The sequence below is a fragment of the Stenotrophomonas sp. Sm2128 genome (assembly GCF_030985535.1).
GTDB lineage: Bacteria > Pseudomonadota > Gammaproteobacteria > Xanthomonadales > Xanthomonadaceae > Stenotrophomonas > Stenotrophomonas maltophilia.
In genome coordinates this window covers 1-21,404 of sequence record NZ_JAPTFQ010000068.1, presented here as the reverse complement: position 1 = coordinate 21,404, position 21,404 = coordinate 1, and the positions used below count along the sequence as shown (strand labels likewise).

The following is a 21,404-nucleotide window of genomic DNA, read 5'->3' as shown; positions in this document are numbered from 1 at the left end:
CTTCCCGGCGCGACCGATTGCTCAGAACCCGGTGCTGTAGCGCAACGCAGCCTGCCGCGCGCCCTCGCCACCGATACGCTGGTCGAAACCCAGGCTCAAGCGGCCATTGCGGCCCCACCACGATTCCAGCGCGACGCCGATCAGCGCACTGCCGCGCGGCGCATTCCAGCCTGCCAGCGGCGCCCAGGCATCCACGCCGACAAAACTGGCCTGCCAATCGGCGTCACCGCCGTCCAGCCGCTGCTGCCACTCGGCGTGTCCGCGCAGGTTCCAACGCCCCCAGCCCCGCTCGCCACGGATGCCGGCCAGCATCTGGCTGCGCTGCGCGCGGGTGGCATCACCCCGCAGGCCGAAGCCGAAACCGCCCAGCTCATTGAACGCATCGGTATCGACACGCGTGGTGCTGGCACCGAGGTAGGGCGTCACCGAAGCCCCTGCGCGGCCCAGGCGATATCCGCCTTCCACGCTGGCGCTGCTGAAACGCCCGCCGTAACGCGCCGAGACACCATAGGCGCCCGCACCCAGCAGCAGCTGGCGATCCAGCGCGCGGGTGAACTGGCCACTGCCGAACTGGGCCAGCGCATAGCCACGCCCCAGGCTCCAGCCAGCGTACAACTGTGCCTGCGCCTGGCGGTCGCGCCCGCGATCACCGCCGAAGCTGCTGCCTCCATTGCTGCGGGTCTCGCCGAAGGCGACGCCCATCAGGCCGTTGCCGCCCAGAGGCAGATCCTGGCCGGCCATCCAGCCCCGGCTGTCGGCGGCGTTGCCGGCGAAGCTGCCCTGCCCCGCCTCACCCAGCGCGCTCTGCCAGCTCCCGCGCAGGCGCGGGGTGGCCTGTACACGATCGAAGCGCTCGGCAATCGCACGCCGCGACATGTCGATGCTGTCGAAGGTGGCGGCCTCGGCGCGGGCATGCGCCTGGCCGGACAGGCTCTGCAGGCTGTCGGCCAGGCCCTGCTGGCCGCCTCCGGCCCACTGCAGCGCACCGGCTGCCGCACCGAAGGGCGATCCCTGCAGGCCGGTGTTGCCGTCGAGCACTGCGAATGCGCCTTCCAGTCGCTGCGCTGCGGCTTGTGCGGAGGCGCTCAGGCCACTGGCTGCGGCGGTGACGCTGACCTGGTTCACGTTCAACCAGGCGTTGTTGCTGTCGTAGCCATACGTGGGTGCCACCAGGGTCAGCCCCTGCAGGCCGGTAGAAGTGGCTTGGGTACTGAAGGTGCCGTTCAGGCCACCCGCGGCGTGGATGAGGTCCTGGCGCGTTCCGTTCTGCGGCACATAGCCGGAGACGAAGCCGTGCACACGCACACCGCCATTGATCGTTGCGTTGCCGGTGACCTGAAGTGCGTTGGCACCGAGCGCGATCATCAGCTGCGCGCCGGGCTGCTGGGTGTAGTTGCCCTCGATGGTGCCGGTGGTGTTGCCGGTGGTGAGGAACACGCTGCCGCCGTTGACCACATCGCCGATCACCCGCGGCGTGCCACCGTTGAACTGCAGACCGGTGGAATCCGGGTCGGGCTGGGCGAGGATCGTCACATTGGAACGGATCACGCCACCGTTCTGCAGCGTCAGGATGCCGCGCTCGATGCGGGTGGCGCCGGAATAGCTGTTGTTGCCGGCCAGTACCAGCTTGCCTCCGCCCTGCTTGACCAGGCCACCGCTGCCGGTGATGTCGTTGCTCCACATCGAGTTGGTCGAGCCGGCATCAACGTTGGCAACCACATCGCCCCAGTCGAAGCGGCCGGGACCGTTGATCGCGCGACCGACATCGAGCAGGCCATAGCCGAACACCGGATCCACGCCGGGCGCACCGATGTCCTTGGCAGTGCCCAGCAGGGTCTGCCTCACCAGATCGTTGTTGAAGTAGGGGAAGCGCTGCCAGACCAGCGCCGCCGCACCGGAGACCAGCGGCGCGGCGAACGAGGTGCCGTAGTTCCAGTAGTAGCTGCCACCGTTGGCATCCGGGTAGACCGCGCTGCCCGGCGCTGCCAGGCAGTAGCGGGCCGCCTGGCCGCAGGCATTCGAATAGCTGGCCAGCGCGCCCGGCGTAAACGGGTCCACCGCCGTGGCCACCAGCCAGCCGCGCTCCAGATCGGCCGCCGGAAGCGTGCCTGCCACGCCCTTCTGGCTGGGCAGCGCGGCCAGGCTGCTCGGCTCGCTGCGGCCGTCATTGCCGGCGGCGAACACCACCAGGCCACCGTGGTTGATCACGAACGGCCGGTATTCGGCGGCTACCTGCGCGGTGGTCGGCAGGTCGGTCCAGTACAGGCCGCCCCACGAGTTGTTCATCACCTTCACGTTGTAGCTGATCAGGTCCTGGTGGACCTGGGCCACGCCCAGCGGCCCACTGAAGGCATTGCCCTGGCCACTGCCGTCATCGGTCGGCGGCTTGTCGGAAATGATTCTTGCCGAGACGATCTGGGCGCCTGGCGCGATACCGCCCGGCCAGGTCCCCACTGCTGCGCCGGCGGCGAGGCTGGCCACGGCGGTGCCATGCCCGACCACGTCATCAACCGCCAGGTTGTTCCTGGCGGGATCGATGTAATTGAAGTTGGCCAGCACGCGACCATTCAAGGCCACCGCGTTGCGCTGCACGCCCGAATCGACGATGCCGATGCGCACGCCCTGCCCGGTCAGGCCGGCGGCCTGTGCGGCACGCGCGTTGGTGACTGAAAGATGCGCGTCAAAGGCCGGCTCCTGCGGCTTGGCCGGCGGTGGTGTCGTCGGCGGAGGCGTGGTTGGAGGGGTCGGCGTGGTCGGGGGCGGGTCGACGCGCACGTTGCTGCCGCCTCCGCCGCCTCCACCACAGGCCGTCAGCGCCATCGCCAGCGCGGTTGCCAGCACAGACCTCACCATCATCGTTCGCTCCATCGATTCCTTCCCGTGAACGTTGGCCTGCCTTCATCCCGGCAGGCGTTCGGCGCCGCACAGCGGCAGCCCTCCCCGACCCTCTATACTTGGGCCGACCCCCACGCAGTCTGCCGGGAAACCGGGGCGCATCCAACGGCCTCCGGTCTCCTTTCCGAACATTGCTTACGCATCAACGAGATTGCCATGTCCAACATCGTCATCGCCGCCGCCAAGCGCACCGCCATCGGCTCCTTCCTCGGCCAGTTCAACGGCGTGCCGACCCCGACCCTCGGCGCTGCAGCCATCGCCGCCGCGCTGGAACAATCGGGTGTCCCGGCCAGCGACGTTTCCGAAGTCCTGATGGGCTGCGTGCTGCCGGCCAACCTCGGCCAGGCGCCCGCCCGCCAGGCGGCGATCGCCGCCGGCATCCCGCTGTCGGCCGGTGCCACCACGCTGAACAAGGTGTGCGGCTCGGGCATGAAGACCATCATGCTCGGCCATGACCTGATCAAGGCCGGCTCGGCCAGCATCGTGGTCGCCGGCGGCATGGAATCGATGTCCAACGCCCCGCACATGCTGCCGAACTCCCGTACCGGCAACCGTTTCGGCAACTTCCAGGCGGTCGACCACATGGCCCACGATGGCCTGGTCAACGCCTATGACGGCAAGGCCATGGGCGAATTCGCCGAGTGCGCGGTGGACAAGTACCAGTTCAGCCGCGAAGAGCAGGACGCCTATGCGATCGAGTCGGTCAAGCGCGCGCAGGCTGCCCAGGCCAATGGTGCGTTCGCCGACGAGATCGTCGCGGTGAAGGTAGCCACCCGCAAGGGTGACGTCGAGGTCGCCACCGACGAGCAGCCGGGGCGCTCGGACATCGCCAAGATCCCGACCCTGCGTCCGGCCTTCAAGAAGGACGGCAGCGTGACCGCCGCCAGTTCCTCCAGCATCTCCGACGGTGCCGCCGCGGTGGTGCTGCTGACCGAAGAGGATGCCGCCGCGCGAGGCATCACGCCACTGGCCCGCATCGTCGGCCACGCCACCCACTCGCAGGAACCGGAGTGGTTCACCACCGCGCCGATCGGCGCGCTGCACAAGCTGCTGGGCAAGACCGGCTGGTCGCTGGACCAGGTCGATCTGTTCGAAATCAACGAAGCCTTTGCCGTGGTGGCGATGGCCCCGATGCGCGAACTGGGCATCCCTCACGACAAGCTCAACGTGAATGGCGGCGCCTGCGCACTGGGTCACCCCATCGGTGCCTCCGGCGCACGTCTTGTGGTGACCCTGGTCAACGCTCTGCGCACGCGTGGTGGCAAGCGCGGCATTGCCACCCTCTGCATCGGCGGCGGCGAAGCAACTGCAATCGCCATCGAATTGATTTAAAAAGATTTAACGATGATTTCGCAAAAATGAATGCGGGATCGCTTGACACCCAATCTTGGCTTGTCATCATGTTGTCGGCGCGCAGCATGCGCGTTGCCTAATTCTAACGACGAGGATTTACACAATGAGCATCAACAAGCTGCTGGTCGCGATGTCCCTGGCTCTGGCCCTGGCCGCCTGCTCGAAGCAGGAAGCTGCCCAGGACGCCGCTGCTTCGGCCAACGAAGCCGCCACCGAAGCCCAGGCTGCTGCCGACCAGGCCGCCGCTGCTGGCGCCCAGACCGCCGACGCTGCCCAGCAGGCCGCTGACACCGCCGCCACCGCTGCTGACGCCGCCACCGACGCCGCTGCCCAGACCGCCGGTGCTGCCACCGACGCTGCTGCCGGCGCTGCTGCTGACGCTGCCAAGGCTGCTGAAGGCACCGCTGAGAAGGCCAAGGACGCTGCTGAAGAAGCCAAGAAGTAATAACTTCTTTCTTCACGCTGTTCTGGAAAAGCCGCTGGTTCACCAGCGGCTTTTTCTTTGCGTGGATGCCGGCGATCAAGCCCCTGCATCGCGACCCGGTCTTCACAACGGCATGAATAGGCTGGCGTCCCCATCCATTGCAGTGCCGGAGACCGCCATGAAGATTCGTCCGATCACCACCACCCTGCTGGCCGCCTCCCTGCTGCTGGCCCTGGCCGCCTGCAAGGGCCCGGAAGCCGAACAGGCCAAGCAGGACGCGCAGCAGGCGGCCGACAGCGCCGGCGCTGCCGCCCGCGACGCCGTCGACAAGGCTGCTGCCGCCACCCGCGAAGCCGCCGACAAGACCGCCGCCGCTTCCGAGCAGGCCGCCGCCGATACCCAGCAGGCGCTGGACAAGGCCGCAGACGCCACTGCCAACGCCGCCGACAAGGCCAAGGACGCCGCAACCGACGCCGCCGCGCACGCCAGCGACGCCACCGCCGACGCCGCGCAGAAGGTCGCCGACAAGGCCCGCGATGTCGCCAATGACGCCAAGGCCAACGCCGCCAAGGAAGAAGCCAAGCACTAAGCCTTACCGGCAGCCGAGCACCGGCTCGGCTCCACAGGAAAAGCCGCGGCACTGCCGCGGCTTTTCTGCTTTTCGCTCCCTGCTTCTTCTGTTGATTCCGTGGTGTGCGCCCACGGAAAGTGTCCAAGGACGCGCGGGTAGGTGGCGCAGGGGCGTAAGCGCCATGGATGGCGCGCCCGAGCCTTATCTGATGAAAATCTGTCAGCGTAGGTGTCGAGAGCCGGCGTTGGCCGCCCCTACGGCAGCGCGCGCGCCAGCATCGCCGTCAGCTCCAGCCCCGCCGGCAGCGTCCCGAACGCCAGCCCATGCTCCCCTTCCAGCCGGCTACGCACGAACGCCTCCGCCATCGGACTGCGCGCACGCAGCAGCAGCGCCGCCTGCAGCAGCAGCGCAGTGCGCTCGCAGAACAGCCGCGCCTGCGCTTCCTCCGGTGGCGGCGCCGCTGCCCAACGCTGCAATGCTGCTGCATAGCGCGCATCACGGTCAGCCACCGACGCCAGCTCACCGCGCAACGCCGCCATCGCCTCCGGTTCACGCGCCAGCGCACGCAGCACATCCAGGCACTGGATGTTGCCGCTGCCCTCCCAGATCGAATTCAACGGTGCCTGCCGGTAAAGGCGGGGCAGCATCGACTCCTCAACGTAGCCGGCACCGCCCAGGCATTCCTGCGCTTCATTGACGAAGGCCGGCGCACGCTTGCACAGCCAGTACTTGCCCAGCGCCGTCCCCAACCGCGCCATCGCCGCTTCATTGGCATCCACACCGGCACGATCCACCGCGCGTGCGATGCGCATCGCCAACACCGTGGCTGCTTCCGACTCCAGCGCCAGATCAGCCAGCACGTTGGTCATCAGCGAGTGCTCCACCAGCAGCTTGCCGAAGGTGCGCCGATGGCGTGCATGATGCAGCGCCTGCGCCAGCGCCATGCGCATCTCCGCGGCCGCACCCAGCATGCAGTCCAGACGGGTCATCATCACCATGCCGATGATGGTCGCCACGCCACGCCCTTCTTCGCCCACGCGCCATGCCTGCGCGCCACAGAACTCGACCTCGCTGGACGCATTGGACCAGTCACCCAGCTTGTCCTTCAGCCGCATCAGCCTGAATGCATTGCGGTCGCCATCGGCCAGCCGGCGCGGCATCAGCAGGCAGGTCAGCCCGCCCGGTGCCTGCGCCAGCACCAGGAAGCCATCGCACATCGGCGCGGAAAAGAACCACTTGTGGCCGACCAGGCGGTAACGTTGGCCATCGATCGGCTCGGCGCGCGTGCTGTTCGCACGTACATCCGAGCCGCCCTGCTTCTCGGTCATGCCCATGCCCAGCGTGATGCCGTTTTTGTCCGCCACCGGCACGTCGCGCGGGTCATAGACCGGCGCGGCGGCCTTGCGCGCCCAGTCGGCCAGGTACGGGTGCGACTGCAGCACTGCCACCGCCGCATGGGTCATGGTCAAGGGGCAACTGGTGCCAGCTTCGGCCTGGTGGTGCAGGTAGCTCAGCGCCGCACGCGCGACGTGTGCGCCGGGCTGCGGCTCGTGCCAGGACAGACCCGCCACGCCATGCTGCTTCGCTGCGGACATCAGCTGGTGGTACGCAGGGTGGAACTCGACCGTATCAATGCGGTGGCCCTGCGCATCGTGCGTACGCAGCCGCGGGCGATCACGGTTGGCATCGAAGCCGAGCCGGTACAACTCGTCGCCGGCCAAGGCCGCGTACACGGCCAGGCGTGGCGCTAAGGCACCGGCACCCTCGCGATGCACCGCCTCCGCCAACGCCACATCGTCGGTCCACAGATGGCGGCCCACGAACGGTGGCGGCTGGTTCAGCACCACATGGGTTTCAAACGGCGCGTTGCTGCTGAAGCTGGGTCCACTCATCCGGTCCATCCTGGCGGCAAGAGGTATGCGGTCCGATTGTGCCGCATGCCCCGCCAAGCCCGTGTTCAGGCCGGTTCTCACCGCCTGCACGAAGCGCAGGCCACAGTGGCCGCATGGAAGGCAATGACGATCTGGTAGTGCTGCGTCCGGAGGGGCTGTACTGCGCCGCGGGAGATTTCCACATCGATCCCTGGCGCCCGGTGCCGCGCGCGGTCATCACCCATGGCCACGGCGACCACGCGCGCCCGGGCATGGGCGAATACCACTGCAGCGAAGGAAGCCTGCCGATCCTGCGCTGGCGGCTGGGCGATGTTGGCGTGCAGGCACACGCCGAGGGGGTGCCGTTCCGCTTGGGCCGGGTGCAGGTATCGCTGCATCCGGCCGGTCACGTGCTCGGTTCGTCGCAGGTGCGCATCGACGATGGTGAACGGGTGTGGGTGGCGTCCGGCGACTACAAGCGCCAACCCGACCCGACCTGCACGCCCTTCGAAGTGGTGCCCTGCGATACGTTCATTACCGAAGCGACGTTCGCGCTGCCGATCTATCGCTGGCCGGACACCCCGGCGGTCGCCGCAGAGATCGTGGCGTGGCGCCGCGAATGCGAACAACGTGGCGAAGCGGCGATCCTGCTGTGCTATGCACTCGGCAAGGCGCAGCGGGTGCTGGCCGAGTTGTTGCCACTGGACGACCGCCCCGCGTGGCTGCACGGCGCCATCGCCAATGGCGTGTCGGTCTACCGGCAGGCCAACATCCCGATGCTGGAGACGCTCACCGTCGCCGAACAGGGGCGTCAACCCGATGCCGCCGGCCAGTTGATCCTGGCCCCACCCTCGGCCGCAGGCACGCCGTGGATGCGCCGCTTCGGGCCGCATCAACTGGGGTTCGCCTCGGGGTGGATGCAGCTGCGCGGCAACCGGCGGCGGCGCAACGTCGACCGGGGCTTCGTCATTTCCGATCACGCTGATTGGCCCGCGCTGCTGCAGACCATCGAACAGACCGGCGCGCAGCGGGTCATCGCCACCCATGGCAATACCGATGCATTGATTCCGTTCCTGCGCGAGCGCGGCGTGGCGGCTGAAGCCTTTCGCACCGACTTCGGGAGCGAGGAATGAAGGCCTTCGCCGCGCTCTACCAGCGCCTGGACCGCAGTACTGCGACGCTGGACAAGCGCGCCGCACTGGTCGACTACTTCCGCCACGCAGCGGCGCACGATGCGGCGTGGGCGCTGTACCTGCTCAGCGGCGGCAAGGTCGGCGGCACACGTCGCAGGATCGCCGCCAGTGGTGAGCTGCGCAGCTGGATTGCCGAGGAATCCGGACTGCCCGCCTGGCTGGTGGAAGACAGCTACGCTCAGGTCGGCGATCTGGCCGAAACACTGACACTGCTGCTGGATGACCCCTTGCATCCCGCCGCCGACCGGCCGTTGTCGGACTGGATCGAGCAGCATCTGCTGGCGGTGGCCAACCAGCCCGAAGTGGTGCGCCGTGCGGCGGTCGTCGCCGGCTGGCGGCAGCTGTGCAGCGGCGAGCGCCTGGTGTTCAACAAGCTGCTCACCGGCGCGCTGCGCGTGGGTGTCTCGCAACGGCTGGTGCAGCAGGCGCTGGCAGAATGGTCCGGCCTGGACATCGCGCGCATCGCCCAGCGCATGCTCGGCGAGTGGGTGCCCTCTCCCGCGTTGCTGGGGCAGCTGCTGTCGCCGGATGAACTGCCACTGGACCGGCAGCAGCCGTACCCGTTCTTCCTGGCCTCACCGCTGGAGGGCGAACCGGGCGAACGGCTGGGTCCGGTCGAAGACTGGCTGCTGGAGTGGAAGTGGGATGGAATCCGTCTGCAGCTGCTGCGCCGACGCGGTGAAGTGGCGCTGTGGTCACGTGGCGAAGAACGGCTGGATGGCCGCTTCCCGGAAATTGAACAGGCCGCGATGGCGCTGCCCGACGGCTGCGTGCTGGACGGAGAACTGCTGGCCTGGGACGAGAGCGACGACCTGCCACGCGCCTTCACCGCGCTGCAGACCCGCATCCAGCGTCGCAAGCCCGGTGCAGCGACCTTGCGCAACACCCCGGTGCGCGTGCTTGCCTACGACCTGCTTGAACGCGATGGCGAGGATCTCCGCGGGCTGCCACTGCAGCAACGGCGTGCACAGTTGGCCGAGGTCATCGGTGCCCTCGGCGATACGCGCATCCAGCTGTCGCCCGACGTACCCGCTGGAGACTGGCTGCAGGCGGCCACGTTGCGGGAGGCCGCCCGTGAGCGGGGCGTGGAAGGGTTGATGCTGAAACGCCGGACGTCCGCCTACCAGTCAGGGCGACGGCGCGGCGACTGGTGGAAATGGAAGGTCGACCCCCTGACCATCGATGCCGTGCTGCTGTATGCGCAGGCCGGCCATGGACGGCGCAGCACGCTGTACACCGATTACACCTTCGGCGTCTGGGACGGCGATACGCTGGTGCCGGTGGCCAAGGCCTATTCGGGCCTGGATGACAAGGAAATCCTGGCCCTCGATCGCTGGATCCGCGCCAACACCCGTGAACGGTTTGGCCCGGTGCGCAGCGTGCGTGCCGAACAGGTGTTTGAACTGGGCTTCGAGGCAGTCAACCGCAGCAGCCGGCACAAATCCGGCATCGCCGTGCGCTTTCCCCGCATCCTGCGCTGGCGCCACGACAAGCCCGCCGCCGAAGCCGACCAGCTGGCCACGCTGCAGGCGCTGGCGCGATGAACCGCCGCGAGGCGTTGCGCCGGCTGGAAGACTGGTTCGCTGCGCGCGGCTGGCGCTCACTGCCGTTCCAGCGCGCGATGTGGCGGCACTATCTGGCGGGCGACTCCGGGCTGCTGCACACCCCCACCGGCAGCGGCAAGACGCTGGCCATGTTCGGCGGCCCGCTGCTGCAGGCGATGCTCGATCCACCGTCGGCACCGCGCCGGGCCAGCGCGGTGCGGCCGCTGCAGGTGCTGTGGGTGACGCCGCTGCGGGCATTGGCCAGTGATACCGCACGTGCGCTGCAGGCAGTGATCGACGGGCTGGGCCTGGGCTGGCGGGTCGGCCTGCGCAGCGGCGACGCCAGCAACCGCGAGCGCCGGCAGGCCCGCGAAGGCCGCGTCGACGTACTGGTGACCACGCCGGAATCGCTGGCACTGCTGCTGAGCTATCCCGACACACTGCCACGCATGCGCCAGCTGCGCTGCGTGGTGGTGGACGAATGGCATGAACTGCTGGGCAACAAGCGCGGCGTCCTGCTGCAGCTGAACCTGGCGGTGCTGCGCGACGCCGCCCCTTCCCTGCAGCTTTGGGGACTCTCGGCCACGCTGGGCAATCTGCAGGAGGCACGCGACGTGCTGCTGCCCGGGCAGCCCAACGCGCCCATCGTGCAGGGCGTTCGTCCGCGCGCGATCAGCGTGCGCAGCCTGCTGCCGGAACCCGGTGAACGTTTCCCTTGGGCGGGGCATCTCGGCCTGGCGCAGCTGCCGCGCGTGCTGGACGCGCTGATGGCCGTACGCAGCAGCCTGCTGTTCACCAACACCCGCGCGCAGGCCGAGCTGTGGCACCAGGCGCTGGCTGCGGTATGGCCGGAAGACGCGGACACGCTGGCACTGCATCATGGCTCGCTGGATCCAGCACTGCGCCAGCAGGTGGAAGACGGCCTGCGCGCAGGCGCGTTGCGCTGCGTGGTGGCGACCTCCAGCCTCGATCTCGGCGTGGATTTCCCGGAGGTTGAACAGGTACTGCAGCTGGGCAGTCCCAAGGGCGTGGCGCGGCTGCGCCAGCGCGCCGGGCGCGCACGCCATCGTCCCGGCGCCGGGGGGGCCATCGTCTGCATACCCAGCCACGCACTGGAACTGGCCGAATATGCAGCGGTGCGCCGCGCACTGCACGAAGGCGTGGTCGAAGCGCGTCGACCGCCGACGTTGTCACTGGACGTGCTGGCACAGCATGCGGTCAGCCGCGCCCTCGCTGGCGGCTTTGACAGTGATGCGCTGCTGGCGCAGGTGCGTCGCACCCATGCCTTCGCCACGCTGGGCGATGAACAATGGCGGGCCGTGCTGGACTTCATCGTGCAGGGTGGGCAGGCGCTGGCGCAGTACCCCGATTTCCACAAGGTCGTGCGCGATGCCGATGGCAGCTACCGCATGCACGATCGCCGCCAGGCGCTGCGGCACCGCCTGTCGATCGGCACCATCAGCAGCGATGGCAGCGTGCGCGTGCAGTTCCTGCGCGGTGGCGGGCTTGGTGCAGTGGAGGAGCAGTTCGCCAGCCGCCTGCGTCGCGGCGACCGTTTCCAGTTCGCCGGGCGCCTGCTGGAACTGGTGCAGCTGCGCGACATGACCGCTTTCGTGCGGCTGGCACGAGGGCGCGGCGATGGTGTGGTGCCGCGCTGGCAGGGAGGCCAGTTGCCACTGTCGATGCCACTCGGCCGTGAGCTGGAGTGGGTGCTGTCCGGCGCCGACGACAGTGCCGAATCCCGCTGGTTGTCACCGTTGCTGGCACTGCAGCAGCAGCTGTCGGCGCTTCCCGGCCCAGAGCACCTGCTGGTGGAAGAGGTGCGGCGCCGCGAAGGCCAGTTCATGTTCGTCTACCCCTTTGCCGGCCGCCACGTACACGAGGCACTGGCCGCGCTGTTGGCGCTGCGCTGCACCCGCCAGCAACGCAACAGCATTGGCTATGCGGTGAACGATCATGGCCTGGTGCTGGCGCCGGCGCGGCCGATCGATCTGGATGAGGCGCAATGGCGTGCGTTGTTCGGCAATGAGCGGTTGCTGGACGATCTGCGCGCCGCAGTGAACCTGGGCGAGCTGGCGCGACGTCAGTTCCGGGGCATCGCACGCGTAGCAGGCCTGCTGGTGCCCAGCCTGCCCGGTGGCATGCCACGGTCGCTGCGCCAGCTGCAGGCGTCCGCGGGCCTGCTGTACGACGTGCTGCGCGAGCACGATCCGGAACACCTGCTGCTGGCGCTGGCGGAACATGAAGTGCTGTACGACAGCCTCGACCTGCCGGGGGTGCAGCAGGTACTGGAGCGGATCGGCACGCAGCAGCTGTCGCTGCAGCGACCGTCATCACTCACGCCGCTGGGCTTTCCATTGTGGGCCGAACGCCTGCGCGGTCAGTTCAGCAATGAAGACTGGCGTATGCGCGTGCAGCGCGCGGCCCAGCAACTGGAGCGCCGCCATGACCGATGAATTGCCGCTGCTGCTTGCTGGTGAGTCCGTGGTCCTGGTGGGCGCGCGTGCGCTGTACTGGCCCGCGCGGCAGGCACTGCTGATCGCAGACCTCCATCTGGGCAAGGCCGATGTGTTCCGTCGCGCCGGCATCGCGCTGCCCAGCGGCGGCACCGGCGAAGACCTGCAACGCTTGCAGCGGCTTCTGGACCTGCATGCCTGCCGCGAGCTGTGGATCCTGGGCGACATCCTGCATGGGCCGGCGCATCGCGCTGGGTGGTACCAGCAATGGCTGGGATGGCGTGAACGCAATGCTTCGCTGGACGTGCATGTCCTGCGCGGTAATCACGACCGCCAGCTGCCGCATGCGCAGTTGCAGGTCCAGATCCACGATGAAGTACGACTGCGGCCGTTCCTGCTTCGGCATGAGCCGATGCCCGATGCGGCGCTGCATGTGATCGCCGGGCATCTGCACCCGCAGGTTGCCTTGAAGCCACTGCGACGGCGCTTCCCCGCGTTCTGGCTGCGTGACCGGATGACGGTCCTGCCCGCCTTCTCCGCATTCACTGCAGGCATCGTGCCTGCCCCCGCCCGCGGCGAACAGATGATCGCCTGCGTGGAAAGCGGCCTGGTGGAACTGCCGGTCGCCTGACTCAGGCCGGGCCAATGCCCAGCTGCGGCATCAACTGGAAATCAGGGGTGTCATTCTCACGCCGCCGCGGCAAGGCCTGGATTGCCGCCAGCATCTCCTGCGCGCAGGTCCGGATGCGTGCGTGGTGTTCCGGCGACGCATGGCTGACCAGGCTGCCGACATGGAACTCGAATACATCCTCCAGTACGTCGGGCTGGTCCTCGTGCAGCATCTGCAGCAGTCCACGCAGCTTGCAGATTTCCGACTCCAGCTCCTCGACCGCGAACAACATGGCATCCTCCTCTTCAACATCAGGCGGCACGTCCGGGCCGCAACAGGCCGCAACGGCAGCGCCGCCCGGGCCACGCGCGATGTTGATCACGGAAAGGAAAACGGGCGACGCGCAGTCGCGTGCAACCTACTTCTCGCACATCCGCGGTGAGGCAACCGTTAATTCACGTGACGGCACGCTTCACGCGCTGGCCGTGATCGCGTTGCTGCGAGGTATTTCCATCGTCGTCGCCAATGCGTCGATGAAGGCCGGATCCAGCGTAAGCGAACCGAACCACCCCTGCTGCGTGCCGCTGAGCACGCGCAGCATGTGGCCACGGCCTCCGGGCAGGCGCCCCATCGGGCCCAGCAGCACGTCGCGCGTCTTCGCCCAGGCATCGCGATCGGACTGGAACAGCGGCGTCAGCCAGCGACTCCAGCGCTGGTAGACCGCCACGTGCTCCCTGCGTTGCGCCTGGTAGGCCTGCAATGCAGCGGCACCACCGCCATGCGTGCGCACCGCATCGCGCAGCGCCAGCGCATCGAGCAGCGCCATGTTCACCCCCTGCCCCAGCTGCGGGCTCATCGCGTGCGCCGCATCACCTGCCAGCACCATGCGGCCCTGGTGCCAGCGCGTCATCACTGCATCGCGATAGACCGCGCGCGCCAGCTGGCCGGCATCGCGCAGGTGGGCGAAGCGCGCACTGGCCTGCGGCCACAGCGCATGCAGCTCGTCCAGCCAGGGCGTCATGCCATCGGCCTGCCAGCGCTCGAAGTCGGTGCGTGGCAGGCTCCAGAAGAAACTCAGGCGCGGCGTGTCATCGCCGGGGCGCGTGCCGACCGGCAACAGGCCGATCATCTTGCGCGCGGCCACGTAGCGCTGCCGCAGCTCCTGCACATGCGGCCAGTCTTCGGCCGGCAACAGGCACCACAGCGCTCCCCACGGATACACGCGGTCCAGCCCGGCACCGCCGGCAATGGTGCTGCGCAGCGTAGAGGCCGCGCCATCGGCGGCCACCACCAGGTCGAACGGGCCATGCAGGCGCCCTTCGCTGTCGCGCAGGCGGCCCTGCTCGGCATCCACGGCGGCGATGGTGACGCCCGCATGCAGATTGCCTGCCCCCGCGCGCGCCTGGTCCAACAGCGAGAACAACGCCCCACGCTGCATGCCCAGGCCATGCAGGCGCGCATCCAGACCGTCGTAGCGCATGTCCATCACCGCGCGCTCGCATGGCGTGTCGCCATACAGGCGGTGCACCGGCGCGGCATGCGCGCGCACCGCATCCAGCAGGCCCATCTGCCACAGCACCTGCAGGCCGCTGGGCTGCAGCAGGAAACCGGCACCCACCGGTCCCGGCGTCGGCACGCGCTCGAATATCTCTACCTCGTGGCCGTCACGGGTGAGGAGGATGGACACCGCCTGTCCAGCGGTGCCGTAGCCGATCACGGCGATACGCAGTCGTTCCGTCATGGCCACATTGTGCCCGAGGCGGGTGGACCGCGAACCGGCCGCGGGCACACCACGCAAAAAAAAACCCCGCCGAAGCGGGGTTTTCAACGCACTGTCGAGTGGATCACTCGGCCGGCGTGATGTTCGAAGCCTGGGCACCCTTCGGGCCCTGGGTCACGTCATAGGTGACGCGCTGGCCTTCCTGCAGGCTGCGGAAGCCCTTGGAGTTGATGGCGGAGAAGTGCGCGAACACGTCGGCGCTGCCATCCTCCGGCGAGATGAAGCCAAATCCCTTGGCGTCGTTGAACCACTTGACGGTACCGTTCGGCATGGTGATGCGAGACCTTATGCAATGAATGGGTGGTGTACGCTGAACCCGCGCACAAGCTGAGTATGCAAAGCTTGCTCGGGGAAGACAATCACCCCCGCGCCAATTCGCCCACCAGTTCCGGAAGTCCGTTGCTGGCCGCCTGTACGTTGGCCAGCACTTCGGCCATCGTAATCTCCTCGCCATCACCACAGCCGGCAGCCCAGTTGGCGATGATCGCCAGGCAGGCGTAATCCAGCCCCAGTTCGCGTGCCAGCGCGGCTTCCGGCATGCCGGTCATGCCCACCAGGTCGCAGCCGTCGCGGCGCATGCGGGCGATTTCAGCGATGGTCTCCAGGCGCGGGCCCTGCGTTGCGCCGTAGCAGCCACCGTCATGGACCGTGACGCCGGTCACTTTGGCCGCCGCCAGGATCTTGCTGCGCAGCATCGGCGTGTACGGGTGGCCGAAATCGACATGGACCACATCGGTGCCCTCTTCTTCACAGATGGTGCTGATGCGGCCCCAGGTGTAGTCGATGATCTGGTCCGGGCAGGCCAGCACGCGCGGGCCGAAGTTCTCGGTGATGCCACCGACCGTGTTCAACGCCAACACGCGCTGCGCGCCCAGCTGCTGCAGCGCGGCCAGGTTGGCGCGGTAGTTGATCTTGTGCGGCGGCAGCGAGTGGCCTTCACCATGGCGCGCCAGGAACGCCACGCGATGGCCGAGCAGCGTGCCGACGCGCACCGGACCGGACGGGCGGCCGAAGCGGGTGTCGACCTCGTGGGTCTGCACGTCGTCAAGCTTGGCCAGGTTGTAGACACCGGTACCGCCGATCACGGCCAGGGCGATCTGTTGCATTCGAAGCACTCCATGAAAAGACGAACGCCGGCACCCGAGGATGCCGGCGGCAGAAGAAGACGCGCCGCGGGCGGCTGCGCCGTTATTCCTTCATCGCGTAGATGGCCGGCACGCAGCGCAGGGTTTCGTTGACGTCCATGCCGAAGCCGAACACGTAGCGGTCCGGCAGTTCGATGCCGGCGTAGTCGGCGGTCACGTCCGGCAGCGCGCGGTCGTGCTTCTTCACCGTCATCGCGGCGATGCGCACGTCGGTTGCGCCCTGTTCCAGGCACCAGGTGCGAACGCCCTGCAGGGTGTAGCCCTCGTCAAGGATGTCGTCGACCAGCAGCACGCGGCGGCCGAACAGCGAGGTGGCCGGCTTGTGCTTCCAGACCAGGTCGCCGCCGGTGGTTTCACCGCGGTAACGGGTGGCGTGCAGGTAATCGAACTGCACGTCCTGGCCGCGCGCGCCCAGTTCCAGCGCCAGCTGGCCGGCGAACGGCAGCGCGCCGTGCATGATCGACAGGAACAGCGGCACCTCGCCCTTGTAGTCGCGCGCGATGGCGTCGGCGATACCAGCGATGGCCTTGTCGATGGTGGGGCGGTCGACCAGCAGGTCAGCCTGGGCCAGGGCCTGGGAAATGGTGAGGTTGGGCATCAGACGGTTCTTCCAAGGGTTTCAAGCAGACGGGTTTGGGTGTCGCCATGGCGGGCATCGGCCAGCAGGCCATCCCAGCCAAGCGCGCCGCGGCCGATCAAGCCCAGCAGCGCAGCGGTATTGAGGGAGCGCCCCTGCACCGCGTGCAGGGCTTCATCGACCAGCTCCGGGTGGCAGACCAGCACCACGTCGCAGCCGGCGTCCAGATGGGCGTGCACGCGCGCCGGCACGCCGCCGGCGCTGTGCGAGGCGGCCATGCCGATGTCGTCGGAGAACACCACGCCACGGAAGCCGAGCTCGCCGCGCAGGATGTCCTGGATCCAGCGCGGCGAGTAACCTGCCGGTTCAGGCGCAATCTGCGGGTAGATCACGTGCGCCATCATCACCGCATCGGCACCGGCAGCGATGCCGGCCTGGAACGGCACCAGGTCCTGCGCGCGCAGCTCGTCCAGCGCGCGCGGATCGATCGCAGTATCGACGTGGGTGTCTTCCAGCACGGTGCCGTGGCCGGGGAAATGCTTGAGCGTGGCGGCCATGCCGACCGAGTGCATGCCACGCACGTAGGCGGCGGTGAACGCGGCCACCACCTGCGGGTCTTCATTGAAGGCGCGGTTGCCGATGGCACGGTTGCCACGGCCAAGGTCGACCACCGGCGCGAAGCTCAGGTCCAGGCCGCTGGCGCGTACTTCGCTGGCCATCAGCCAGGCGTGCCGTTCGGCCAATGCCAAGGCCTGCTGCGGGTCGGTGGCATACAGGGCACCAATGTCCTGCAGTGGCGGCAGATCGCTGTAACCCTCGCGGAAACGCTGTACGCGACCGCCTTCCTGGTCCACGCAGATCAGCTGCGGGCGCGGCGCGGCGGCGCGGATCGCCGCGCTCAGATCGGTCACCTGCTGGCGGGAGGCGAAGTTGCGCTTGAACAGCACCACCCCGGCCACGGCATCGTGCTGCAGCCAGTCACGTTCCTGGGCGGTCAGTTCGGTGCCGGCAACGCCGATCAGCAGCATGGTCGATCTCCACAACGCGCGCCCGCATGGCGCAGTGCCGCATTGTCGCAGAACCGGCCGACAGGCGCAGTGGTCAGAAAAAGGGGAGTGTGCGGTCAGAGCCCCTGCGGGGGGTCGGATCCCCGCAGGGGCCCTGACCCCGATCTGCTCAGACCTTGCAGCCGTCCGGGCCGCAGGCCTCGTCGTCGCCAGCCGGGGTGGCCGGAGCGCCCTGTTCGGCGGCAATCTGGCGCAGGGCGTTGGCGAAGGCCTCGGGGGGCTGCGCCCCGGAAATGGCCCACTTTCCATCGATGACGAAGGTCGGCACCGAGGAGATGCCCAGCGCATGCGCCTCCGCCAGCTTGGCTTCGACCTCGGCCAGGCCGCGGTCGGAGGCCAGCATCTGCGCGATTTCGCCGCCGTCCAGGCCGCCCGCCACACCGGCCTTGATCAACACCGCGCTGTCCGCCAAGTTCTGGCCAAGCTCGAAGTGGGCGCGGAACAGCGCCTCCCCGACCGCGTCCTGCACGCCGTGCTGGCCGGCCAGCCACAGCACCCGGTGCGCCGGCAGCGTGGTCACCAGCACCTGGCCCCGGCTGAAGTCCATCGGCAGGCCTTCCGCACGCGCCGTGGTCTGGGTCTGGCCGAGGATCTGCTCGGTGCGCTCGACGCCACCGAACTTGCGCACATAGGCCTCACGCAGCGGCACCGGGGTTGCGTCCGCGTCCGGGTCCAGCTGGAACGGCTGCCAGTGGATATCGAGTTCAGGCGCATCGGCGCCCAGCAACTGCACGCCCTGCTGGAAACGATGCTTGCCGATCCAGCACCAGGGACAGACCACGTCAGAGTAGATGTCGATTCTCATCCCCCCGACATGGGGCCCGCCCCCGCCGAAAAAAGGGGACGGAGGGGATTAAGTCGCTTTCCGCACAGGCGGGGTAAAGACGACTTAATCCCCTCCGTCCCCTTTTCAGGGTTTCACCACTGTGAATAGGGATGACTGGCGAGCGCGACGTTGTAGTAGCGGGCGTCGTCGGTGACTTCCGCGCCGGCCCAGTCCGGCAGCTGGATGGCCTGGTCGGCGCTGTCCAGTTCCACCTCGGCCACCACCAGGCCGGCGTTGTCGCCGAGGAACTCGTCCACTTCCCAGGTCAGGCCGGCGTGCTCGACCAGATGGCGGCGCTTGTCGATCAAGCCACCCACGCACAGCGCCAGCAGCGCGCGCGCGTCCTCCACCGGAATCGGGTAATCGAATTCCTGCCGGGTGTGGCCGATGGTGCGCGACTTCAGGTTCAGCGCAGCATGGTCGCCCTCGATACGCACGCGCACCGAGGCGTTCTGGGTACCGCGATCCAGCGCGCCCATGTCGTTGATGTAGCCCTGCGCCATCGGGATCACCCGGTGCGCAGCGGATCGCCAGCCATCGTTGATGACCAGGAATTTGCGTTCGATTTCAATGCCCATGGCGCGATTATGCGCCATGGGTGATGACAGCCGCTCAGCGCTTCTCGAACACCGCGATGCTTTCCACGTGCGCGGTGTGCGGGAACATGTCCATGGCACCGGCGCTGACCAGGGTGAAGCCCTGTTCATTGACCAGATAACCGGCATCGCGTGCCAGCGAACCCGGGTGACAGCTGACATAGACGATGCGCTTGAACTGCTTCAGCGGCAGCTGCTGCAGCACTTCGATGGCGCCCGAGCGCGGCGGGTCCAGCAGCAGCTTGTCAAAGCCCTGGCGCATCCACGGCGTGCTGCGCTGGTCCTGGGTCAGGTCGGCGCTGAAGAACTGGGCGTTGGCCAGGCCGTTGCGCACGGCATTCTCACGGGCACGCGCGACCAGGCCGGCATCGCCTTCCACACCCACCACTTCGCGCACGCGGCGGGCCAGCGGCAGGGTGAAGTTGCCCAGGCCGCAGAACAGGTCAAGCACGCGTTCGTCCTCGCCCGGCTCAAGCAGGTCCAGAGCGTGGGCGATCATCTTTTCGTTGAGCTTGGCGTTGACCTGGATGAAGTCCAGCGGGCGGAACGCCAGTTCCACGTCCCAAGGCGCCAACCGGAACGACAGCGGTACCCCCTGCCCGTCCAGCGGCTGCACGGTGTCCACGCCGCCGGATTGCAGGTAGATCACGAAACCATGCTGCTGGCCAAAGGCGGCCCAGGCGGCGCGGTCGGCATCGCTGAGCGGCTGCAGGTGACGTACGGTCAGCACCACCGCCTGATCGCCGGCGATGAACTCGATCTGCGGGATGTCGCGCTTGCCATCGAGCGATTCGATGAAGGTCGACAAGGCCTCGACCTTGGTACCGATCTCCGGGATCACGGTCAGGCACTGGCTGAGATCGGCGACGAAACGCGGGTCCTGTTCACGGAAACCGACCAGGGTCTTGTCCTTCTTCTCGACCCGGCGCACCGAGAAGCGGCCCTTGCGGCGATAACCCCAGCTCTCGCCGACCAGCGGCGCCAGCACCTTGCCCGGCTTCACATGGCCGATCCGCTCCAGGTTGTCCATCAGCACGCGCTGCTTGGCGACGATCTGCTGGTCTTCGTCCAGATGCTGCAGCACGCAGCCGGCGCAGGTACCGAAATGCGGGCACTTCGGGGTCACGCGCTGGGGCGAGGCCTGCAGCACTTCCACCGTGCGCGCCTCGTCGAAATGGCGGCTGCGGGCGGTCTGTTCGGCCATGACCACCTCGCCCGGCAGGGCGCCGCTGACGAAGGTGACCTTGCCGCCCTCGCCTTCACGGCGGGCGACGCCGCGACCATCATGGCTGAGGTCGAGGATCTCGGTCTGGAACGGGGTACGGTCGATGCGGGAGCGGGATCGGGCCACGTGGCAACAGGCTGCGGGCAAAAATGGGGGCACATTGTCGCAGATCCTGACTGGCAGGGTCCGGACCCGCTTGCGCCCGCCGCCGCCGTGCTTGATGATTGCAGCAGCTGACATGGAGGCAGCCCTGATGCAGATGACCCCGCGGGCCAGCCGGCCCCGCTTCCTGCTTGTCGAGGACGACATCATCAGCCGCGGTTTTTTCAAAGCGGCGTTGGAAACGTTACCGGCGGACGTGGACACCGCAGATTCATTGGCCAGCGCGCTGGCCAGCGCCGAGCCCGGCGCGCATGACCTGTGGCTGATCGACGTCAACCTGCCGGACGGCAATGGCGCGCAGCTGCTGCGTGAACTGCGCCGTTCACACCCCGATACCCCGGCATTGGCGCATACCGCCGATGGCGACACCTCCATCCATGCCCGCCTGCGCGAAGCTGGCTTCAGCGACACGCTGGTCAAGCCGCTGGGCCGCGACCAGTTGCTGAAGGCCGTGCGCCGGGCACTGGTGAACAGCCCGGCGGGGATCTCCGTTGCCCCGGCTCCGGCAGCGGTCGAGCTGCAGGTGCAGGACTGGGACGAGACCGCGGCACTGGCCGCGCTCAATGGCCAGCGCAACCACTTGATAGCGCTGCGCGAGCTGTTCCTGGCCGAGTTGCCGGGCGTACGCGACGCGGTCGAGCAGGCGGTGGACCAGCACGACGAGCGCCAGCTGCGCAGCCAGCTGCACCGGTTGCAGGCGAGCTGTGGGTTTGTCGGCGCGGCACGGCTGGGACGGGCGGTGCGGCAGCTGCATCATGCGCCCGAGTCCGGGCAGGCCCAGGCGGGGTTCCGCGACGCGGTAGCGGCCCTGCTGCATTGAGGGTTTTTCGGCAGGGCTGCGCCCTGCACCCGCAGAGGCTTCAGGCCAAGGCAACAGCAAAAGCAAAAGCTGGCATTCCGTGGGTGGCGGGGCGGTATCGGAGTGCGGGGACGCCGTAAACCCGTCCATGGGGGCTTGGCAGCCGCATCCATGCGGCTGACACCCCGCCCTCCGACACCGCCCCACCTCTGACAGTTTTCCGCGATCGGGTAGATCCACGCCGTGCGTGGATGAATCTCTGTCAGATATCGAAATCAATCTGGGGTCGGATCCGTTTTCCTGTGGAAAA

General features: G+C 68.0%; 19 protein-coding genes. 8 read left to right on the top strand and 11 right to left on the bottom strand.

Features of this window, described 5'->3' with window-relative positions; all coding sequences use genetic code 11:
• Positions 1-21: 21 nt before the first annotated feature.
• Complete coding sequence (locus O0K41_RS17190; protein WP_108270166.1) at positions 22-2,868, bottom strand: autotransporter serine protease; 2,847 nt, start codon at positions 2,866-2,868, stop codon at positions 22-24.
• A gap of 183 nt (positions 2,869-3,051) precedes the next feature.
• Between O0K41_RS17190 and O0K41_RS17185 the strand changes: the two genes are divergently transcribed.
• The 3 genes from O0K41_RS17185 (at position 3,052) to O0K41_RS17175 (ending at position 5,261) form a co-directional block, all read left to right on the top strand.
• Positions 3,052-4,227, top strand: a complete 1,176-nt coding sequence (locus O0K41_RS17185) for a thiolase family protein (protein WP_033834339.1) — start codon at positions 3,052-3,054, stop codon at positions 4,225-4,227.
• Positions 4,228-4,351: 124 nt separating this feature from the next.
• The gene (locus O0K41_RS17180) at positions 4,352-4,693 is read left to right on the top strand and encodes a hypothetical protein (protein ID WP_005410581.1); all 342 of its coding nucleotides are present in this window, start codon (positions 4,352-4,354) and stop codon (positions 4,691-4,693) included.
• Positions 4,694-4,850: 157 nt separating this feature from the next.
• The gene (locus O0K41_RS17175) at positions 4,851-5,261 is read left to right on the top strand and encodes a hypothetical protein (protein ID WP_005410582.1); all 411 of its coding nucleotides are present in this window, start codon (positions 4,851-4,853) and stop codon (positions 5,259-5,261) included.
• A 236-nt stretch (positions 5,262-5,497) separates the two neighbouring features.
• Here O0K41_RS17175 and O0K41_RS17170 read toward each other — a convergent pair whose 3' ends face one another.
• Positions 5,498-7,135, bottom strand: a complete 1,638-nt coding sequence (locus tag O0K41_RS17170; protein ID WP_164223132.1) for an acyl-CoA dehydrogenase family protein — start codon at positions 7,133-7,135, stop codon at positions 5,498-5,500.
• A 113-nt stretch (positions 7,136-7,248) separates the two neighbouring features.
• Here O0K41_RS17170 and O0K41_RS17165 point away from each other — a divergent pair, with 113 nt between their 5' ends.
• From O0K41_RS17165 to pdeM, 4 genes are read left to right on the top strand one after another with little or no spacing between them, the layout of a single operon-like run.
• Positions 7,249-8,247 carry a ligase-associated DNA damage response exonuclease gene (locus O0K41_RS17165; protein WP_005414211.1) on the top strand — a complete coding sequence of 333 codons (999 nt, stop codon included), beginning with the start codon at positions 7,249-7,251 and terminating at the stop codon, positions 8,245-8,247.
• Positions 8,244-9,851 carry an ATP-dependent DNA ligase gene (locus O0K41_RS17160; protein ID WP_049450992.1) on the top strand — a complete coding sequence of 536 codons (1,608 nt, stop codon included), beginning with the start codon at positions 8,244-8,246 and terminating at the stop codon, positions 9,849-9,851. Before O0K41_RS17165 ends, O0K41_RS17160 begins: the two co-directional genes overlap by 4 nt.
• A complete protein-coding gene (locus O0K41_RS17155; protein ID WP_164223129.1) occupies positions 9,848-12,307 on the top strand; it encodes a ligase-associated DNA damage response DEXH box helicase in 2,460 nt (819 codons plus the stop codon). Before O0K41_RS17160 ends, O0K41_RS17155 begins: the two co-directional genes overlap by 4 nt.
• Positions 12,297-12,938, top strand: coding sequence for a ligase-associated DNA damage response endonuclease PdeM (gene pdeM, locus O0K41_RS17150; protein ID WP_049402339.1), 642 nt, complete (start codon positions 12,297-12,299; stop codon positions 12,936-12,938). Before O0K41_RS17155 ends, pdeM begins: the two co-directional genes overlap by 11 nt.
• Before the next feature lies 1 nt (position 12,939).
• Here pdeM and O0K41_RS17145 read toward each other — a convergent pair whose 3' ends face one another.
• The 9 genes from O0K41_RS17145 to rlmD form a co-directional block, all read right to left on the bottom strand.
• The gene (locus O0K41_RS17145) at positions 12,940-13,209 is read right to left on the bottom strand and encodes a hypothetical protein (protein ID WP_024958257.1); all 270 of its coding nucleotides are present in this window, start codon (positions 13,207-13,209) and stop codon (positions 12,940-12,942) included.
• 180 nt (positions 13,210-13,389) lie between these two features.
• Positions 13,390-14,658, bottom strand: a complete 1,269-nt coding sequence (locus O0K41_RS17140) for an NAD(P)/FAD-dependent oxidoreductase (protein ID WP_088436164.1) — start codon at positions 14,656-14,658, stop codon at positions 13,390-13,392.
• Positions 14,659-14,761: 103 nt separating this feature from the next.
• Positions 14,762-14,968, bottom strand: a complete 207-nt coding sequence (locus O0K41_RS17135; protein ID WP_005410590.1) for a cold-shock protein — start codon at positions 14,966-14,968, stop codon at positions 14,762-14,764.
• A gap of 88 nt (positions 14,969-15,056) precedes the next feature.
• The gene (locus tag O0K41_RS17130; RefSeq protein WP_005410591.1) at positions 15,057-15,803 is read right to left on the bottom strand and encodes an S-methyl-5'-thioinosine phosphorylase; all 747 of its coding nucleotides are present in this window, start codon (positions 15,801-15,803) and stop codon (positions 15,057-15,059) included.
• An 82-nt stretch (positions 15,804-15,885) separates the two neighbouring features.
• A complete protein-coding gene (locus O0K41_RS17125) occupies positions 15,886-16,440 on the bottom strand; it encodes a hypoxanthine-guanine phosphoribosyltransferase (RefSeq protein ID WP_005410592.1) in 555 nt (184 codons plus the stop codon).
• Complete coding sequence (nagZ, locus tag O0K41_RS17120) at positions 16,440-17,447, bottom strand: beta-N-acetylhexosaminidase (protein WP_088436163.1); 1,008 nt, start codon at positions 17,445-17,447, stop codon at positions 16,440-16,442. Before nagZ ends, O0K41_RS17125 begins: the two co-directional genes overlap by 1 nt.
• A gap of 148 nt (positions 17,448-17,595) precedes the next feature.
• Positions 17,596-18,291 (bottom strand): DsbA family oxidoreductase, encoded by a 696-nt coding sequence (locus O0K41_RS17115; RefSeq protein ID WP_164223341.1) that lies wholly within the window; start codon positions 18,289-18,291, stop codon positions 17,596-17,598.
• Between the two features lie 113 nt (positions 18,292-18,404).
• Complete coding sequence (locus O0K41_RS17110; RefSeq protein ID WP_005414202.1) at positions 18,405-18,890, bottom strand: CYTH domain-containing protein; 486 nt, start codon at positions 18,888-18,890, stop codon at positions 18,405-18,407.
• Positions 18,891-18,924: 34 nt separating this feature from the next.
• On the bottom strand, positions 18,925-20,259 hold the full coding sequence (gene rlmD / locus O0K41_RS17105; RefSeq protein ID WP_005414201.1) for a 23S rRNA (uracil(1939)-C(5))-methyltransferase RlmD: 1,335 nt from the start codon (positions 20,257-20,259) through the stop codon (positions 18,925-18,927).
• A gap of 127 nt (positions 20,260-20,386) precedes the next feature.
• Between rlmD and O0K41_RS17100 the strand changes: the two genes are divergently transcribed.
• Entirely contained in the window at positions 20,387-21,115 is a 729-nt protein-coding gene (locus O0K41_RS17100) for a response regulator (RefSeq protein WP_005410597.1), read from the top strand.
• Positions 21,116-21,404 lie beyond the last annotated feature (289 nt).

Coding starts and splice junctions, on each gene's coding strand:
- O0K41_RS17190 (WP_108270166.1), bottom strand. CDS start 2,868: ATGGAGCGAACGATGATGGTGAGGTCTGTGCTGGCAACCGCGCTGGCG.
- O0K41_RS17185 (WP_033834339.1), top strand. CDS start 3,052: ATGTCCAACATCGTCATCGCCGCCGCCAAGCGCACCGCCATCGGCTCC.
- O0K41_RS17180 (WP_005410581.1), top strand. CDS start 4,352: ATGAGCATCAACAAGCTGCTGGTCGCGATGTCCCTGGCTCTGGCCCTG.
- O0K41_RS17175 (WP_005410582.1), top strand. CDS start 4,851: ATGAAGATTCGTCCGATCACCACCACCCTGCTGGCCGCCTCCCTGCTG.
- O0K41_RS17170 (WP_164223132.1), bottom strand. CDS start 7,135: ATGAGTGGACCCAGCTTCAGCAGCAACGCGCCGTTTGAAACCCATGTG.
- O0K41_RS17165 (WP_005414211.1), top strand. CDS start 7,249: ATGGAAGGCAATGACGATCTGGTAGTGCTGCGTCCGGAGGGGCTGTAC.
- O0K41_RS17160 (WP_049450992.1), top strand. CDS start 8,244: ATGAAGGCCTTCGCCGCGCTCTACCAGCGCCTGGACCGCAGTACTGCG.
- O0K41_RS17155 (WP_164223129.1), top strand. CDS start 9,848: ATGAACCGCCGCGAGGCGTTGCGCCGGCTGGAAGACTGGTTCGCTGCG.
- pdeM (WP_049402339.1), top strand. CDS start 12,297: ATGACCGATGAATTGCCGCTGCTGCTTGCTGGTGAGTCCGTGGTCCTG.
- O0K41_RS17145 (WP_024958257.1), bottom strand. CDS start 13,209: ATGTTGTTCGCGGTCGAGGAGCTGGAGTCGGAAATCTGCAAGCTGCGT.
- O0K41_RS17140 (WP_088436164.1), bottom strand. CDS start 14,658: ATGACGGAACGACTGCGTATCGCCGTGATCGGCTACGGCACCGCTGGA.
- O0K41_RS17135 (WP_005410590.1), bottom strand. CDS start 14,968: ATGCCGAACGGTACCGTCAAGTGGTTCAACGACGCCAAGGGATTTGGC.
- O0K41_RS17130 (WP_005410591.1), bottom strand. CDS start 15,803: ATGCAACAGATCGCCCTGGCCGTGATCGGCGGTACCGGTGTCTACAAC.
- O0K41_RS17125 (WP_005410592.1), bottom strand. CDS start 16,440: ATGCCCAACCTCACCATTTCCCAGGCCCTGGCCCAGGCTGACCTGCTG.
- nagZ (WP_088436163.1), bottom strand. CDS start 17,447: ATGCTGCTGATCGGCGTTGCCGGCACCGAACTGACCGCCCAGGAACGT.
- O0K41_RS17115 (WP_164223341.1), bottom strand. CDS start 18,291: ATGAGAATCGACATCTACTCTGACGTGGTCTGTCCCTGGTGCTGGATC.
- O0K41_RS17110 (WP_005414202.1), bottom strand. CDS start 18,890: ATGGGCATTGAAATCGAACGCAAATTCCTGGTCATCAACGATGGCTGG.
- O0K41_RS17100 (WP_005410597.1), top strand. CDS start 20,387: ATGCAGATGACCCCGCGGGCCAGCCGGCCCCGCTTCCTGCTTGTCGAG.